General features: G+C 67.3%; 17 protein-coding genes. 10 read left to right on the top strand and 7 right to left on the bottom strand.

Annotated features, from left to right (window positions below):
• The first annotated feature begins 22 nt into the window (after positions 1-22).
• The 4 genes from lptB (at position 23) to ptsN (ending at position 3993) form a co-directional block, all read left to right on the top strand.
• Positions 23-841, top strand: coding sequence for an LPS export ABC transporter ATP-binding protein (lptB, locus tag IEX88_RS01300; RefSeq protein ID WP_188848749.1), 819 nt, complete (start codon positions 23-25; stop codon positions 839-841).
• 145 nt (positions 842-986) lie between these two features.
• Complete coding sequence (gene rpoN / locus IEX88_RS01295; protein ID WP_188849270.1) at positions 987-2480, top strand: RNA polymerase factor sigma-54; 1494 nt, start codon at positions 987-989, stop codon at positions 2478-2480.
• Between the two features lie 305 nt (positions 2481-2785).
• Positions 2786-3373 carry a ribosome hibernation-promoting factor, HPF/YfiA family gene (gene hpf / locus IEX88_RS01290; RefSeq protein ID WP_188848748.1) on the top strand — a complete coding sequence of 196 codons (588 nt, stop codon included), beginning with the start codon at positions 2786-2788 and terminating at the stop codon, positions 3371-3373.
• A gap of 125 nt (positions 3374-3498) precedes the next feature.
• Positions 3499-3993, top strand: a complete 495-nt coding sequence (gene ptsN / locus IEX88_RS01285) for a PTS IIA-like nitrogen regulatory protein PtsN (RefSeq protein ID WP_188848747.1) — start codon at positions 3499-3501, stop codon at positions 3991-3993.
• Between the two features lie 31 nt (positions 3994-4024).
• Here ptsN and IEX88_RS01280 read toward each other — a convergent pair whose 3' ends face one another.
• The 6 genes from IEX88_RS01280 to IEX88_RS01255 all read right to left on the bottom strand — a co-directional run bounded on the left by IEX88_RS01280 (position 4025) and on the right by IEX88_RS01255 (position 9170).
• Entirely contained in the window at positions 4025-4279 is a 255-nt protein-coding gene (locus IEX88_RS01280; protein ID WP_188848746.1) for a BQ00720 family protein, read from the bottom strand.
• 55 nt (positions 4280-4334) lie between these two features.
• Positions 4335-4772: an Hsp20 family protein gene (locus IEX88_RS01275; protein WP_188848745.1), complete on the bottom strand. Its 438-nt coding sequence runs from the start codon at positions 4770-4772 to the stop codon at positions 4335-4337.
• A gap of 441 nt (positions 4773-5213) precedes the next feature.
• Entirely contained in the window at positions 5214-5714 is a 501-nt protein-coding gene (gene msrB / locus IEX88_RS01270; RefSeq protein WP_188848744.1) for a peptide-methionine (R)-S-oxide reductase MsrB, read from the bottom strand.
• A 158-nt stretch (positions 5715-5872) separates the two neighbouring features.
• Positions 5873-6430 (bottom strand): fasciclin domain-containing protein, encoded by a 558-nt coding sequence (locus tag IEX88_RS01265; RefSeq protein WP_188848743.1) that lies wholly within the window; start codon positions 6428-6430, stop codon positions 5873-5875.
• 503 nt (positions 6431-6933) lie between these two features.
• Positions 6934-7371, bottom strand: a complete 438-nt coding sequence (arfB, locus tag IEX88_RS01260) for an alternative ribosome rescue aminoacyl-tRNA hydrolase ArfB (RefSeq protein ID WP_188848742.1) — start codon at positions 7369-7371, stop codon at positions 6934-6936.
• 188 nt (positions 7372-7559) lie between these two features.
• On the bottom strand, positions 7560-9170 hold the full coding sequence (locus IEX88_RS01255) for a phosphoenolpyruvate carboxykinase (protein WP_188848741.1): 1611 nt from the start codon (positions 9168-9170) through the stop codon (positions 7560-7562).
• A 306-nt stretch (positions 9171-9476) separates the two neighbouring features.
• Between IEX88_RS01255 and IEX88_RS01250 the strand changes: the two genes are divergently transcribed.
• The 6 genes from IEX88_RS01250 to IEX88_RS01225 all read left to right on the top strand — a co-directional run bounded on the left by IEX88_RS01250 (position 9477) and on the right by IEX88_RS01225 (position 14379).
• On the top strand, positions 9477-9956 hold the full coding sequence (locus IEX88_RS01250) for a pyridoxamine 5'-phosphate oxidase family protein (protein ID WP_188848740.1): 480 nt from the start codon (positions 9477-9479) through the stop codon (positions 9954-9956).
• 276 nt (positions 9957-10232) lie between these two features.
• Entirely contained in the window at positions 10233-10931 is a 699-nt protein-coding gene (locus IEX88_RS01245; RefSeq protein ID WP_188848739.1) for a response regulator transcription factor, read from the top strand.
• A gap of 80 nt (positions 10932-11011) precedes the next feature.
• Entirely contained in the window at positions 11012-12823 is a 1812-nt protein-coding gene (locus IEX88_RS01240) for a sensor histidine kinase (protein ID WP_188848738.1), read from the top strand.
• Positions 12820-13284, top strand: coding sequence for an HPr kinase/phosphorylase (locus IEX88_RS01235; RefSeq protein WP_188848737.1), 465 nt, complete (start codon positions 12820-12822; stop codon positions 13282-13284). Before IEX88_RS01240 ends, IEX88_RS01235 begins: the two co-directional genes overlap by 4 nt.
• Positions 13285-13651: 367 nt before the next feature.
• Entirely contained in the window at positions 13652-14053 is a 402-nt protein-coding gene (locus tag IEX88_RS01230; RefSeq protein ID WP_188848736.1) for a PTS sugar transporter subunit IIA, read from the top strand.
• A 32-nt stretch (positions 14054-14085) separates the two neighbouring features.
• Positions 14086-14379: an HPr family phosphocarrier protein gene (locus IEX88_RS01225; protein ID WP_188849269.1), complete on the top strand. Its 294-nt coding sequence runs from the start codon at positions 14086-14088 to the stop codon at positions 14377-14379.
• Positions 14380-14955: 576 nt separating this feature from the next.
• On the opposite strand, the gene IEX88_RS01220 is transcribed toward IEX88_RS01225, so the two are convergent.
• Positions 14956-16686: an aq_1923 C-terminal domain gene (locus IEX88_RS01220; RefSeq protein ID WP_188848735.1), complete on the bottom strand. Its 1731-nt coding sequence runs from the start codon at positions 16684-16686 to the stop codon at positions 14956-14958.
• Between the last annotated feature and the right edge of the window lie 107 nt (positions 16687-16793).

Below are 16793 nucleotides of genomic sequence, written 5' to 3'. Positions count from 1 at the left end.
CATGGATCAGAGACGGATGAGCATGACCGAGACGACCTTCGACTACGGCACCGGCGACGCGTCGCTGACCTTGCCTGCCGGGCTGGCCTCCGGGGCGGTGGACCCCACCGCCTCGACGGCCGGGACCCTGGTCGCCCGCGGCATCACCAAGGCCTATCGCGGCCGACGGGTGGTCGACGGCGTCGACGTGCATGTCCGGCGCGGCGAGGCGGTCGGCCTGCTCGGGCCGAACGGCGCCGGCAAGACCACCTGCTTCTACATGATCACCGGGCTCGTGCCGGTCGACAGCGGTCGCATCGAACTCGACGGCCACGACATCACGCAGATCCCGATGTACCGGCGGGCGCGCCTGGGCATCGGCTATCTGCCGCAGGAGGCCTCGATCTTTCGCGGCCTCACGGTCGAGCAGAACATCCGGGCCGTGCTCGAAGTGGTGGAGAAGGACAAGCGCGCGCGCGAGGACCAGCTGACCGCGCTGCTTGAGGAATTCCACATCGAGCACCTGCGCAAATCGCCGGCCACGGCGCTGTCGGGCGGCGAGCGGCGGCGCTGCGAGATCGCGCGGGCGCTGGCCTCGCGGCCGACCTTCATGCTGCTCGACGAACCCTTCGCCGGCATCGATCCCATCGCGGTGGCCGACATCCAGGGCCTGGTGCGCCACCTGACCCAGCGCGGCATCGGTGTCCTGATCACCGACCACAACGTCCGCGAGACGCTCGGGCTCATCGACCGCGCCTACATCATGCATGCCGGCACCGTTCTGACGCACGGCAATCCGCAGGAAATCGTCGACCATGTCGACGTCCGGCGCTTCTATCTCGGCGACCAGTTCACCTTCTGAAACGACGGTTTGGAACTGCCAACAAAATGGGCAGAGCGAGACCGGGCGCATTGACAAGCAAGTTACGGACCAGCTTTGATGCGCTGTCGCCGGCCGTGTATTAGCCGGCCATCCTTTCCGGGGATCGGTTCGTAGGGCGTCCGCCATCATGCTTTCCGCCAAGCTCCAGATGCGCCAGAGCCAGTCGCTGGTGATGACGCCGCAGCTTCTTCAGTCGATCCGGCTGCTGCAGTTCTCGCATCTCGAACTGCAGACCTTCATCGAAGGCGAGATGGAGAAGAATCCGCTCCTCTCCGTCGCCGAGACCCGCCCGGACGATCCCCGCGCCGAGCACCAGGCGCCGGCGCTCGTGCCGGACCTCGACGACGCCGCTCTCGACCAGGCCGGCGAGCGGGCCGAGATCGCCGGCTTCGACGACGGCTTCGATCCGCCCGCGGCGCGAGCCACGCCGGAGGAGGGGCGCCCGCTGCCGTCGCAACTCCCCTCTTCGGGGATCGGCGGCCAGGAGGGCGAATCCTTCATCGAGGCCCTCGCCGATACAAAGCCCTCGCTGTTTGCCCACGCGCTCAGCGAGATCCGCCAGGCGATCGTCGATCCGGCCGACCGCCGGATCGCGGAGATCCTCGCCGAGCAGCTCGACGAGGGCGGCTATCTCCGGCTCGACATCGCGGCCGCCGCGGCGGAGCTCGGCATCGACGCCCGGCGCGCCACTTCCATCCTCGACCGGCTGAAGAACGAGGCCGAGCCGGCCGGCCTGTTCGCACAGGACCTTGCCGACTGCCTCGCCATTCAGCTGCGCCGCCGCAACCGTCTCGACCCGGTCATGCAGATCGTCCTCGACAATCTCGACCTTCTCGCCCGCCGCGATTTTCAGGCGCTGAGGCGCCTCACCGGCGAGGACGAGAGCGGCCTGATGGACATGCTGGCGGAAATCCGCCGGCTCGATCCCAAGCCCGGCCAGGACTACGGCTCGGCCGTGGCCGACGTGGTGGTGCCGGACGTCATCGTCGAGGCCGCCGTCGACGGCGGCTGGCGCATCGAGCTCAATCCCGCGGCCCTGCCGCGGGTCCTGGTGGAATCGGACTATGTCCGCCGCATCGCCACGGGGCGGCTCGACAAGCAGGAACAGGCCTTCATCTCCGACTGCCACGCCTCGGCGAACTGGCTGGTGCGCTCGCTCGACCAGCGGGCCCGGACGATCCTCAAGGTCGCCACCGAGATCGTGAAGCACCAGGACGGTTTCCTGTGCGAGGGCATCACCGCCTTGCGGCCGCTGACGCTGATGACGGTGGCGGAAGCCGTCGGCATGCACGAATCGACGATCAGCCGGGTGACCGCCAACAAATACATCGCCACGCCGCGCGGCACGTTCGAGCTGAAATTCTTCTTCACCGTGGCGATCCCCGCCACGGGCGGCGGCGAGGCGCATTCGGCCGAGACCGTCAAACACCGGATCCGCTCCATGGTCGACGGCGAGAGCGCGGGCTGCGTCCTGTCCGACGACGACATCGCCGAAAGGCTGAAGCGCGAGGGCGTCGACCTCGCCCGCCGCACCGTGGCGAAATACCGCGAGGGCCTGGGCATCCGCTCCTCGATCCAGCGGCGGCGCGAAATGAAAGCGCGCCAGCTCGCCTGCTGAACCGGCCGGCCGCCGAACCCCGCCGGCGCCGGGACTTCGGGGCTCGCCGAGGGCCCGCGGCGCGCCGAAGCACCCTTCAATGGCCCGGCCGGTGGATACGCAGGCGGGGGCTTCGCGTTGACAGAGGCATCGTTCGTTTTTAGAAGGCCACACCCGACGGCCAGCGGTTCATGTCGACCAGCCGGAAACATCGTACGACGAACGATGCTGCGATTTTTCGGCCAAGACTTGCCGGTGGGTGTATCAAGCAGAGGACAGATTCGCAGAAATCGTGCGGATCGATCGTCCGAGGGAGCTTTAGTCAGATGGGTGTTCGGGTATCGGGCAGGCACATGGATGTCGGCGAGGCCTTCCGCACGCGGATCGAGGATCGCCTCGGTCAGTCGGTCGGAAAATACTACGACGGTAACTTCAGTGGCACCGTGGTCGTCTCCAAGGAGGGACCGCGGTTCGAAACCGATTGCACGCTGCATCTGGATACGGGCGTCATCTTCCAGGCCGCCGGGACCGCACACGACCCGGAGGCCTCCTTCTCAGACGCCGCCGAACGGATCGACAAGCGGCTGCGGCGCTACAAGCGGCGCCTGAAGGACCACTACGCCAACGGCAACGGCCAGCAGCGCGACGTCGCCTACACGGTGATGGCCGCGCCCTCGCCCGAGTCGGACGAGCTCGACGAAATGCCGGAGGACTATGCGCCGGCCATCATCGCCGAGACCTCGCTAAAGGTGGGGGTGATGTCCGTCGCCCATGCCGTGATGGAGCTCGACCGGCGCGACAGCCCGGTGATCGTCTTCCGCAATGCCGGCAATGGCGAGGTGAACATCGTCTACCGCCGCGCCGACGGCAATTTCGGCTGGGTCGATCCTTCGTCCTTCAAGCCGGAAAGCTGACTCATGTGGAGGGGGGGCAGGCCGCAACCTGACGGCGCGTCCTCCTTCTGCCCCGCGAAGAACTCGCCGCCCGCCTCTTCCGGCCAATCATCGGCAGGCCGGCCCGGACACGGATTTCGGCATTTATGACTTCCAGCCAGACCCTCAAGAACAGCCCCGCGGATCTCGGCAGCCTGATCGACCTGGAGTCGATCCTGCCCGCCATGAAGGCGAGTTCCAAGAAGCAGGTCCTGCAAGAACTGGCGGAGAGGGCGGCCCAGCGCACCGGTCTTTCGGAGCGCGAGATCTTCGACAAGGTGATGCAGCGCGAGCGGCTCGGATCCACCGGCGTCGGCAACGGCATCGCCATCCCGCACGGCAAGATCGAGAACCTGACGGGCCTCGTCGGCGTCTTCGGCCGGCTCTACCATCCGGTCGAGTTCGACGCCCTCGACGATCAGCCGGTGGATCTGGTCTTCCTGCTGCTGGCGCCGGAGGATGCCGGCGCCGATCATTTGAAGGCGCTGTCGAAGATCGCCCGCATGCTGCGCAATGGCGAGACGGTCACCCGCCTGCGGGCGGCGCGCGACGCCGACACCCTCTATGCCGTCATGACCGAGGCCAAGGCCGCCGGCACCTGAGCGGCCTTCGCCGCCCCTGAGGCCACAGGCCTCAGTGGATGCTGACGGTGGTGAGGGCGTTCTGCGAGGCGCTGGCCAGGATGCTGCCGCGATCGTCGGAGACGGCCAGCGGCGTGCCATCGGCGGCAAACAGAGCCCAGAGGTCGATGCCGGGCTGGATTTCCTTCGCTGCCGGGAACTTGGCGCGGATATCGTCCGACGACATCCGGCGGAGATAGGCGACGTGTCCCTCGCCGATGGCGGCCAGTTCGCTCGTGGCGACGACAGGGCGCAATGTGTCGGTCATGATCTGTCTCCTGAGTAAGGCATCGTGGACATTGGACACGGGTGTCCGCCGGCGGTCATTCGGCAACGACAATCTCGATGCGCTTGACCACGCGCTCCGGTTCCGGTCGCGCCAGATCGATCATCAAAAGGCCGTTGCCGAGCTTGGCGCCGACGATCTGCATGCCATCGGCGAATAGAAAGCTCTTCTGGAACTGCCGCGCCGCGATGCCGCGATGCAGGTAGTCGCGATCCTTGTCGTCGGCCTGGCGGCCGCGGATGGTCAACTGGTTCTCTTCGGTCGTGACTTCAAGCTCGCCGGGGCTGAAACCGGCCACGGCCAGGGTAATGCGCAGGAGGGTCGCCCCGCCTGCCGCCTCGGCGGATTCGTCGCGGATCCGCTCGATATTGTAGGGCGGATAACCCTCGCCTCCCTTGCCGATCCTCTCCAGCGTCCGCTCGACGCTGTCGAAGCCAAGCAGCAGAGGACTGGAAAACGGCGTCATCCGGCTCATTCGGCAAGTCCTTGTTTAAAGCGACTTTTATGGAGGACCCGGTGGTATCGGCATCCTCCTCTGTGGTCCTGCATATGGCGCCGCCGGTGCGCAGTTTCAAGTTTGCGACGAGGCTCCTCTTCGACAAAACGGGGCGGTGCATGCTCGATGCTCCGCCTCTTGCGTTAACAAAGCGTGATGCCGGATCGGGGCCTGGTCGCAGGGGCGCTGGCGGCGCGAGCAAGCCGTCGCGCTGTCGGGGACGGCACGCATGGCAGCATGCCGCGGAGCTTGGCGGAAGGACGCGCGCTCTCGCCTGTCGACGTGTGCTTGGGATCGCAGCTGCCGATCCGCTCCAATGCAATGAAGAATTACAGGACAAGCGGACACGATCGCCGAGCGCCAAGGCGCAAACCGATCGCGGCGCATGGCGCGGCCGTCGAGGGCCGCGCGTTCAGGCGATCAGGACGCGACCGCGCCGGGCTTGAAGGTGAGCACCACGCCGTTGATGCAGTGGCGCTTGCCGGTCGGCGGCGGACCGTCGTCGAAGACGTGACCGAGATGGCCGCCGCAGGTCGCGCAATGCTCTTCGACACGGGGATAGATCAGCTTGTAGTCCGTGGTGTTCGCCGTGGCGCCGGGCAGGGCGGCATAGAAGCTCGGCCATCCCGTGCCGGAATCGAACTTCGTCGCCGAGGAATAGAGCGCCGTGTCGCAACCGACGCAGTGGTAGAGCCCGGACTGCTTGTTGTCGTTGAGTTGGCTCGAAAACGGCCTCTCCGTCGACTCCTGGCGGAGGACGGCGAACTGGTCGGGCGTGAGCAGCTTGCGCCACTCGTCGTCGGTCTTCGTCACGGGAAACTTGCCGTCGGCGCTGCGGGCTGCGGGGCTGAGGAAGAGCCCGGCGCCGAGGGCCGAAGCCGTCATCAGGCCACCGGTGAGGAGAAATTGTCTGCGCTGCATGGGTGATCTCCGGTGATGACGCTCGAAGCATGATTTAGACATCCCGGCCGTGCCTACCAGACCCACCGGCCGCAGCACGGCCGAAAGCACGAAAACTTGCGCGGGGCAGAGGGCGGCAGCGGCCGACCTCCCTGAGTTCGGCCGCTGCCCCTTGGATGTTACATCTTCGGCATCAGAACCGTGTCGATGACGTGCACGACGCCGTTCGACTGCATGACGTCAGCCTGCGTCACGGTCGCGACATTGCCGCTCGCATCGGTGACGGTCAGCTTGTCGCCGTCCATGGCCAGCGTCACCTCCTCGCCTTCGACGGTCTTGACCATGTGCTTGCCGCCGTCATCCTTGACCATCTGCATGGCGGCTTCCGACGTCGCCTTGGCCGGGACCACGTGGTAGGTCAGGATCTTGGTCAGCTTCTCCTTGTTCTCCGGCTTCACCAGCTCGTCGACCGTGCCGGACGGGAGCTTGGCGAAGGCGTCGTTGTCGGGGGCGAAGACGGTGAACGGGCCGGCGGTGCCGAGCGTCTCGACGAGGCCGGCGGCCTTCACGGCGGCGACGAGCGTCGTCAGGTTCGACGCGTTCGGGGCGTTCTCGGCGATGGTCTTGTCGGCATACATCGGCGCGCCGCCGACGGTGACGGTCTGAGCCGCGGCGCCGAGCGTGCCGGCGGCGAGGATCGAGGCGATGGCCAGCGAACGGATGGTGGACTTGATCATTGGGCGTTCCTTTTGGTGAAAAAGGGATGCCTTTCAGAATCGAAAGGTACCGAAGATACGGAGCGGGATGCCGATAGCTGCATTTCCTTCGGTCACAGATACTTGATGCCCGGCTATGCAGAAGCGGCCGCCGAGTGCTTCCCCGAGAGCAGTTCGACGCGAACCTGCGTCGGGGATCAGCGGGCTGCCGGCGGCAGTGTCCGGTGAGCAGGAACCTTACCCACGGCGCTCCCCTCTTCCGGCCCTTCGGGCCACCTTCTCCCCGAGGGGAGAAGAATGGCGCGAGATCTGTAGCGCTGCGAGGAGGGACGCCATTCCTCGCCCCTGTGGGGAGAGGGTGGACGTCGCGAAGCGACGGACGGGAGAGGGGGACGCCGCCCGACGAACAGAGCAAGACCCTCACCGCGCCACTGGCCACAGCGGGAGCCGCGGCAGAGGCGCCAAGTGAAGCACAAGGGCGGCAGAAGGCATAGCCGGGGCGAACGCACGACGCGGCGGCGGCGTCAGTCGTCGACGCGGCCGCGCCCCTTCTTGACGTCGGCCCTGACCCGCTTGGTCGTCAGGCGGCGCTCGACCGAGCCTTTCGACGGCCGCGTCTTCTTGCGCGGCGGCGGCGGCGGGACCAAAGCGGCGCGGATCAGCTCGGCGAGCCGCTCGCGCGCGTCCTCGCGGTTGCGCTCCTGGGTGCGGAAGCGCGAGGCCTCGATCAGGATCTCGCCGGCCTTGGTGGTGCGGCTGCCGGCCAGCCGCATCAGCCGCACCGCGACATCGTCGGCGAGCACCCGCGAGCCCCGCGCATCGAAGCGCAGCTGCACGGCGGTCGAGACCTTGTTGACGTTCTGGCCGCCCGGCCCGCTGGAGCGGATGAAGCTTTCCTCGAAATCGCCGCGCGGGATCAGAAGGCGGGCATTGATCCGCAGTCCCTCGTCCTCCTCGCTCATCGCCTCAGCCTCCGTTCCGCGCCCGGGCTTGCCGGCGCCCGACCATGTGCCCCTCCCGGCCGGCGAAGACAATGCCGCCCGATGCCGGAGAGGGTCACCGCGAAGGTTCCGGAAACGAAACGGCCCGCGACGCGCCCTTTTCGGGCAGCGGTCGCGGGCCGAGCTCCTCCCAGAGCAGGCGTGCGGCGCTATTGCGCCGCGATGGCGGAGATCGGCGAGGCTTCCATCACCTCGGCGTCGACATGCTCCTCGAACTTGCCGAAGTTCGCCCGGAACATCTCCACCAGGCGCGCGGCCTGGCGGTCATAGGCCTCGGCGTCGGCCCAGGTCGAGCGCGGATCGAGGATGGCCGGATCGACGCCCTCCACCGCCACGGGCACCTGGAAGCCGAAGGACGGATCGGTGCGGAATTCGGCATCCTTCAACGAGCCGTCGAGAGCCGCCGACAGCAGCGCGCGCGTCGCCTTGATCGGCATGCGGCTGCCCGTGCCGTAGGCGCCGCCGGTCCAGCCGGTGTTGACCAGCCAGCAGTCGACATCGTGCTCGGCGATGAGGTCGCGCAGGAGATTGCCGTAGACGGAGGGGTGGCGCGGCATGAAGGGCGCGCCGAAGCACGTCGAGAAGGTCGCTTCCGGCTCGGTCACGCCCTTTTCCGTGCCCGCCACCTTGGCGGTGTAGCCGGAGAGGAAGTGGTACATGGCCTCGGCCGGGGTGAGCTTGGCGATCGGCGGCAGCACGCCGAAGGCATCGGCCGTCAGCATGATGATGTTCTTGGGATGCCCGGCGCGGCCGCTGGCACTGGCGTTCGGAATGAAGTGCAGGGGATAGGCGGCGCGGGTGTTCTCGGTCAGCGACTTGTCGTCGAAGTCCGGCACGCGGTCCGAGTCGAGCACGACGTTTTCCAGAACGGTCGAGAACATCTTCGTCGTGGCGAAGATTTCCGGCTCCGCCTCGGCCGAGAGCTTGATCGTCTTGGCGTAGCAGCCGCCCTCGAAGTTGAAGATGCCGTCCTTGCCCCAGCCGTGCTCGTCGTCGCCGACGAGGGTGCGCTTGGGATCGGCCGACAGCGTCGTCTTGCCGGTGCCCGACAGGCCGAAGAACACCGCCGCGTCGCCGTCCGGGCCGACATTGGCCGAGCAGTGCATCGGCATCACGTGCTTTTCCGGCAGGAGATGGTTGAGGACGGTAAACACCGACTTCTTCATCTCGCCGCCATAGGAGGTGCCGCCGATCAGGACGATCTTGCGCGAGAGGTCGCAGGCGATGACGGTCTCCGAGCGGCACTCGTGGCGCTCGGGATCGGCGCGGAACGACGGCAGGTCGATGATCGTCAGTTCCGGATCGAAGTCGATCAGCGCCTGCCGGTCGGGCCGGATCAGGAGATGGCGGATGAACAGGGCGTGCCAGGCATATTCGGTGACGACGCGGGTGGCGATGGCATTCTCGGGATCGGCGCCGCCGACGAGATCCTGGACGAACAGGTCGCGGCCCGCGGCATGCGCCTTGAAGTCGTCGTAGAGACGCTCGAAGGCTTCTGGCGTCATTGCCCGGTTGTTGTCCCACCAGATCACCGGATCGGTGTTCTCGTCGCGGACGACGAACTTGTCCTTGGCCGAACGGCCGGTGTGCTGTCCCGTCGTCACCACCAGAGCGCCGTGGGCGGTGAAGCGGCCTTCGCCGCGACGGATGGCGGTTTCGACCAGATCGACCGCGTTGAGATTCCAGCGCAGCGATCCGAGATCCGCCAGTCCGGTCGTCTCGATGCCCCTGGTGCGATTGCGCAACCCGATCTCGTCCATCCCGCCCATTCTCCCGTCGCTGCGTCGGGCGCAGCGCCGACCGGCCAACCCAATACTGCGACGCGGCATGACCATCAAGCAAAAACCAAGAATCCGTTAGCTTAATCAGTGTATTAATCGATTAAAAGAATTCACGGCCAATCTAATCGGTTTGATTTTCGGCGCCTTGCCCGGCTTGGGCAGTCGATCGAGACGCCGACAGACAGTGCCAGGGTCGGGCTGATCACGGCACCTTTTGGCCGCTCGCTCATTCCTGTCCCGGTATACGGCTGCGGCCGACGCCGCCGATGGACGAAAGGATGCGACATGACCGAGAACAAGACCGACGAATTCTGGAAGCTGGTCGAGGATTTCGACACCTGCATGGTGGTGACCCGCAAGGGCGGCCGCTTGCGGGCCCGGCCGATGGCGCCGCGGGTCTCGGAGGAGCGCCGGGAGATCCTGTTCCTGACCGAGGCCGAGTCGCACAAGGTGGACGAGATCGAGGCCGACAGCGAAGTCGCGCTCACCTTCTCCAAGCACGGCAAGTACGTCTCGGTCTCCGGGCATGCCCGGATCTCCGGCGACCGCGCCCTGGTGGCGAAGATCTGGGACAGCGAGGCGGAAGCCTGGCTGCCGGAGGGCAAGGACGATCCGAACGTCGTGGTGCTCGTCGTCGATCCCCACGATGCCGAGCTCTGGAACGTCAAGGCGAGCAAGATCGAGCAGGCCTGGGAATTTGCCCGCGCCTATCTCGGCGACAAGGACCGGCCGGATACGACGCGTCACCAGACCGTCAAGCTCTGATCTCTCCCTGACAGAGGCGCCCCTCGAGCCGCACGCCGCACCCTTCAGAGGTGCGGCGGCGCGCTAATTCGGCGCGCCTGGGTGCTTGCCCTGGCTTTTGCCGGGTTTCGCCACATTTAATGCTGATTGATGTTGCGACAACAGCACAGCGTGCGCGCTGCTTTGTAGCGCGGCGTTGACAAAGGCGTATCGACGGATACGCGCCCGCAAAGGGCGCCTATCCCGCGCCAGGGCGGCCTTTGGCGCCGCCGGCCAACCGACGAGGAGTATGACACGATGCCGACTATCGCGCTGGTGGACGACGACAGGAACATCCTGACGTCGGTGTCGATCGCGCTGGAGAACGAGGGCTATCGGGTCGAAACCTACACCGACGGGGCCTCGGCCCTCGAGGGCCTGCAGTCCCGCCCCCCGCATCTGGCGATTTTCGACATCAAGATGCCCCGCATGGACGGGATGGAACTCCTGCGCCGTCTGCGGCAGAAGTCCGACCTGCCGGTGATCTTCCTGACGTCGAAGGACGAGGAGATCGACGAGCTGTTCGGCCTGAAGATGGGCGCCGACGACTATATCCGCAAACCCTTCTCGCAGCGTCTCCTGGTGGAGCGCGTCCGGGCGATCCTGCGGCGCGGCGCGGCCCGCGATGCGGCCAAGACCGGCCCGACGCCGGAGTCCTCGCTCGAACGCGGCCAGCTGGTCATGGACCAGGAGCGACACACCTGCACCTGGATGGAGCAGCCGGTGACGCTCACCGTCACCGAGTTCCTGATCCTGCATTCGCTGGCGCAGCGACCCGGCGTGGTGAAGAGCCGCGACGCCCTGATGGACGCCGCCTATGACGAGCAGGTCTATGTCGACGACCGCACCATCGACAGCCACATCAAGCGCCTGCGCAAGAAGTTCAAGGCCATTGACGACGACTTCGACATGATCGAGACCCTCTACGGCGTCGGTTACCGCTTCCGCGAGATCTGACCGCCGGGGACGGGATCGCCGTTCCGCCAAGCCGCCGGCGCCAGGGCGCCGGCTTCGCACTGACCTGCATGGACCGAAGAATGGTGGCGAACGCCGAAGGCGACACCGGGACGGACGCCGCGGCCGCGCGCCGGAGGCGACGCGAGGCGGCGACGCGCTCGCGGCTGCGCCGCCTGCCGCTGGTGCGGCGGGCGCTGCATCGCGCGCGCTGGGTGCTCGGCCATTCGATCTTCTCCTCCCTCACCCGTCGCATCGTCTTCCTCAACCTGGTGGCGCTGATCGTCCAGGTCTCAGGCATCTTGTATCTCAACCAGTTCCGCGCCGGCCTCACCGATGCGCGGGTGGAGAGCCTGTTGACGCAGGGCGAGATCATCGCCAGCGCCATCGCCTCCTCGGCGACGGTCGAAACCAACTCGATCACGCTCGATCCGGAAAAACTGCTGGAGCTGCAGGCCGGGCAGACACTGCAGCCGGGCCTCGATTCGGCCGACAGCCTCGACTTTCCGATCAATCCGGAGCGCGTCGCGCCGCTTCTGCGCCGCCTGATCTCGCCGACGCGCACGCGCGCGCGGCTCTACGACCGCGACGCCAACCTCATTCTCGACTCGCGCCATCTCTACTCGCGCGGCCAGATCCTGCGCTACGACCTGCCGCCGATCACCGACGACGAGCCGGAGATCGTCGACCGCATCACCGCCTGGGCGCAATGGCTGTTCCAGCGCGCCGACCTGCCGCTCTATGCCGAAAGCCCCGGCGGCTCGGGCACGATCTACCCGGAAGTGATGAATGCCCTGACCGGCGGGCCGGCCGCCGTCGTGCGCGTCACCGACAAGGGCGAGCTGATTGTCTCCGTCGCCGTGCCGATCCAGCGCTTTCGCGCGGTTCTGGGCGTCCTCCTCCTGTCGACGCAGGGCGGCGACATCGACAAGATCGTCCAAGCGGAGCGGATGGCGATCGTGCGCGTCTTCGCCGTCGCCGCCATCGTCACGGTGGTGCTGTCGATCCTCCTCGCCTCGACCATTGCGACGCCTTTGCGCCGGCTCTCGGCCGCCGCCATCCGGGTGAAGCGCGGGGTGAAGTGGCGCGAGGAGATTCCCGATTTCGGCGACCGCGCCGACGAAGTCGGCAATCTCGCCACGGCGCTCCGGGAGATGACCAACGCGCTCTACAAGCGCATGGACGCGATCGAGAGTTTTGCCGCCGATGTCAGCCACGAGCTGAAGAACCCCCTCACCTCGCTGCGCTCGGCCGTCGAGACCCTGCCGCTCGCGCGCAACGAAAACTCCAAGCAGCGCCTCCTGGCCGTGATCGAGCACGATGTCCGCCGCCTCGACCGGCTGATCACCGACATTTCCGACGCCTCACGGCTCGACGCGGAACTGGCGCGCGAGGGCACCGGCCGCGTCGACCTCGCCGCCCTGATCGGCTCGGTCGTTGACGGCGCCCGGGCCCACCGCAAGGAGGGCTGGGACACGGTGATCATGCTGAAGGTCGAGCCGCTGCCGGCCGGCCGCAGCTACGTCGTCGCCGGGCATGACCTGCGGCTCAGCCAGGTCTTCACCAATCTCATCGACAATGCCCGGTCCTTCGTCGCGATGGAGGGCGGTCGCATCGTCGTGACGCTCCGGCGCGAGGCGAAGCAGATCGTCGTCGGCGTCGAGGACAACGGCCCCGGCATCCAGGCCGAAAAGATCGAGCGCATCTTCGAGCGCTTCTACACCGACCGCCCCTCGGCAGAAGCTTTTGGCCAGAATTCCGGTCTCGGCCTGTCGATCTCGCGGCAGATCGTCGAGGCGCATGGCGGCACGCTCGAGGCCGAGAACATTTTTGACGCGCGCGAACCCGGCATCGTCCGCGGCGCCCGCTTCACGGTCCGGCTGCCCGGCGAATGAGCCCCGTCAACCTCCATGGCACCGTCATCGCGCTCGGCGGCATCGGCATCCTCATCCGCGGCCCGTCGCGCAGCGGCAAGTCGGCGCTGGCGCTCTCGGCCCTGCGCCGCGCCGAGATGCTGGGCCTGTCCGCCGCGCTGGTCGCCGACGACCAGGTCTTCATCGAGATACGCGAAGGCCAGGTCGAGGCCGTCGCCCCCGCCCCGATCCGCGGCCTGATCGAAATCTCCGGCGTCGGCATCCTGCACGAGGCCTCGATTGACCGGATCGCGCTCCAACTCGTCGTCGACCTCTGCGAACCCGAGACGCTTCATCGCCTTCCCGGCGTGCTGAGGACCGCCATTGCCGGCACCGACCTGCGGCTGATCGTCCTGCCGGCACGGCAGGCGGCGTTCTCGGCCGATGTCCTGGTCAGCCTGGCGCGCGGCGGCGCGGCGGATTTCGGGCTGCTGGAGGCCTGATCCCCCGTCGCGAATGCCCTCGCCAAGCCTGGATCGGTCGCCGTATTTCGGCCACAGTCCGGCCCGGTCTTTACCGAGTTTGCCGTGCAGCATTGCCGGACAGCCTTATCCTGGTGCATGATCTCGGAGCCTGTCGACTGGGATCGCCCTCGGCCGATCCCCAGCGTGAGATTCCGGCGCTGGGAAGCGTCGGCGCCTTGCGCATAAAGCCGTCGAAAAGAGACCGGAGCTCATCGATTGACGTTTACTCCTTCAGCGATGGCGCGATGCGCCCGAGACTGATCCTGCACGCCGGTTCGCCGATCCGCCTTTGCCGGCAGCACGCCTCTCCCCCGGGATTTCTGCCAGGCATCGGAGCCGGGCGCGCATGATCGGCCTTGTGCTCGTCACCCATGGACAGCTGGCGCGGGAGTTCCGCCTGGCCGTCGAACACGTCGTCGGTCCGCAGGATGCCTTCGAGACGATCTCGATCGGCCCCGAGGACGACATGGAGCAGCGCCGCAACGACATCGTCGAGGCCGTCGCTTTGGCCGACCGGGGCGAAGGGGTGATCATCGTCACCGACATGTTCGGCGGAACGCCGTCCAATCTCGCCATCTCGGTCATGGACGGCAGCAATGTCGACGTCCTCGCCGGCATGAACCTGCCGATGCTGATCAAGCTCGCCAGCGTCCGGCAGGACCGCAACATCACCGATGCCCTGGTGTGCGCCCAGGAGGCCGGCCGCAAATACATCAACGTCGCCAGCCGGATTCTCAGCGGAAAGTGACGATGGACAGCGGCGTGCCGAAAGGATCGGGGATGGAAGGCGATCAGGCTCGCGAGCCGCTGCTGCGGCATCTTCCGATCGTCAACAAGCGGGGCCTGCATGCGCGCGCCTCGGCCAAGTTCGTCCAACTCGCCGAGACCTTCGACGCCGAGCTGACCGTCAGCCGCGACGGCCTCAGCGTCGGCGGACAGTCGATCATGGGTCTGATGATGCTGGCCGCCGGCCTCGGCTCGACCATCGAGGTCTCCGCCACGGGCCCGCAGGCCCCGGAGGCCCTCGACGCCATCGCCCGCCTCGTCGCCGACAAGTTCGGCGAGGAAGCTTAGGGTCTCGGCCTCGACGGGGGGATTGCGAGTATCGCGCGGCGCCAGTGGCGGGTCTCATTCCCGCACGGCTTCGAACCTTGAATCAGAGAAGCTTCACTCTTGGAGCGGCTCACGACTGCTCTGGTGCCGGTGCCTGCCGGTTTGAAGCGGGATGCTCCCTCCGAAAGTTAGTCATCTTCGGGCTTGACCCGAAGACCCATGCCGAGACGGGGGACCATCCGTCACGCGGCCAGAGGGGATAATTCTGACCCGATTGGGCAGTTGCACCGCTGAGGCATGGGTTCTCGGGTCAAGCCCGAGAATGACTATCCTGAGAGGGATGCGCGGGGAGACGCACCTGGCGTCCACCCACCCCAACGGCAGTTTACGGGTCCGATTCAGGGTCCAGCGTCGTCATCCCGGCCTTGAGCCGGGATCCATTCCAAATCGCTGAACATGATCGGTCCGGTGGCCCTTCCGTTCTGCAACGGACCGCCCCGACCGCCGCTGAGGAATGGATCCCGGGTCAAGCCCGGGATGACGAGATTGGGGCGTTTGCGCCCAGCGGGCTCTACCTCTCACTCCTTGGCGCTCAGCTTACGGCTTGTCCGGCGCCGCCGGTTCGCCGGCCGCAGTGACGATCGTCTGCCAGATCGTCGCGGCATCGGCGCGGGCGACGTCCGGGGCGAAGGCGAGGCGGTTGGCGCGCAGGCCGGCCAGGAGGTCGTCGCGCAGCGTGGTGGCGATGCGGTCGCCGCCCGCCGCCGCGACGGACGCGAAGGTGAAGGCGCGCGTCACGTTGCGCGGCACGCCTGCGCCCTCGTAGTAGTCGAAGGCGAGATCGCGCAGCGCGCCCCAGTCGCGCGCCTCGATCGCGGCGCTCTCGCGGCCCTCCTGTCCCTCGCCGTCGCTCTCGCGCCATTGCGCCAGCGCCAGCTTTTCCTGCGCGGCGACCTGCTCCGGCGTCAGCCGGGCGCGGACGGCGCCGAGAATCGCCTCCGGCACCGCCGTGCCGCGCGCCTGGGCGAGGAGAAGCAGCACATAGGAGGAGGCGGCCGTGTCGGCGGTCACGGCGGAATCGGGATCGAGCACGATGCCGCGCACGACGATGGCGGCGGCCTCCGGCTGGCCGGCGGCGATGTCGGACAGAGCGAGCGCCACGCCGCGCTTCACGTCCTGCGGAATGCCGAGCCCCTCGACCAGCCGCTCGGCCAGCGACAGGTCGTCGGCGCCGATCGCCGCGCCCGAGCGGGGATCTACGAGGGCGGTGACCTCGCTCGCTTCGGCGGAAACCTCCGGGTTGAGCGCCAGGATCATCGTCTCGTCGAGTGCGACGCCCGGCTTCAACTGGGCGAGGTCGAAAGGTTCCTCCGGCGAGAAGCGGATCTCGATGTGCTGGGGGTCGGCGAGATAGGCCTGCAGCGCTCCCGACCAGCCGACGGCCCGCTGCATCAGTTCCGGGCTGGCGCCGCCCGGCATGTCCTGGAACAGGCTGGCGATCATCGGCACCAGCATGGTGGCGATCGCCCCCTGCAACTGGCCGGCCGTCATCTGCTGCGCCTCAGCCGCGATCTGGAAGCCGATTTCCGTGAGGCCGGCATCGTCATAGGTCAGCGAAGCGCTCTGCAGCCGGCCGGCGAGCACCGGCGCCTCGCTCGCCGCGTCCGGCTCGGCCGGCATGGCGCCGTCGGTCCCCGGCGGCTCCAGCTCGGCGGCGACCTCGTCCAGCGGCAGCAGCACGTGAAAACCCTCGACCTTCGCGGCGAGGCCGAGGGCGCCGATGTTCTCGAAGCGCGCCTTGACGTCGATGTCGTAGCTGGCGGAAGCGATGTCGGCGACGACCGAGGAGACGACGTCGCCGCGGATGATCTCGGCGTCCAGCTTTTTCAGCGTGTCGCGGGCTGCCGCCTCCATCGGGATGGCCCGCGTGTCGATGGCGATGCCCTCGTAGAGCTGGGTCGCGGCATTGATGCGGATCCGGTCGATGGCGACGTCGACCCCCGCGCGCCCGATCGACAGGCCGCGGACGACGAAGTCGCGGGTGACGGGGTCGTAGCCGCGCGACTGGTAGGTGATCACCGCCACGCTGCGCGCGAACGTCACCACGATGTCGAAGATGTAAGGCGCATAGGGCAGGACCCATTGCGAGAGGCTGAGGTTCGGCGAGCCGGCAAAGCTCGCCAGCGGCGCCATCGCCGTCAGGGCCTCCAGGCCCGCGTCCTGCGCCCGGGCAGGCGCCTGCGTCAGGAGGAGGGCCGCGGCGCAGCCGCTGGACAAAGCGAGGTTGCGAAAGCGGCGTAAGGGGCGGCCATGGGTGGAGCGGAACATGCGGTGATCTCCCGAGATGCGTTCGGGCGACGATAGCCGAACCGAGCGGGCCGGCGAAGGGGCATCGTATCGGAAGGGACGAGAACCATATAAAGAAATGCTTATAT

The sequence above is a fragment of the Aureimonas glaciei genome, assembly GCF_014643375.1.
GTDB lineage: Bacteria > Pseudomonadota > Alphaproteobacteria > Rhizobiales > Rhizobiaceae > Plantimonas > Plantimonas glaciei.
Note: the sequence above shows the minus strand (reverse complement) of the source record. Positions and strands in the feature narration are given on the sequence as shown.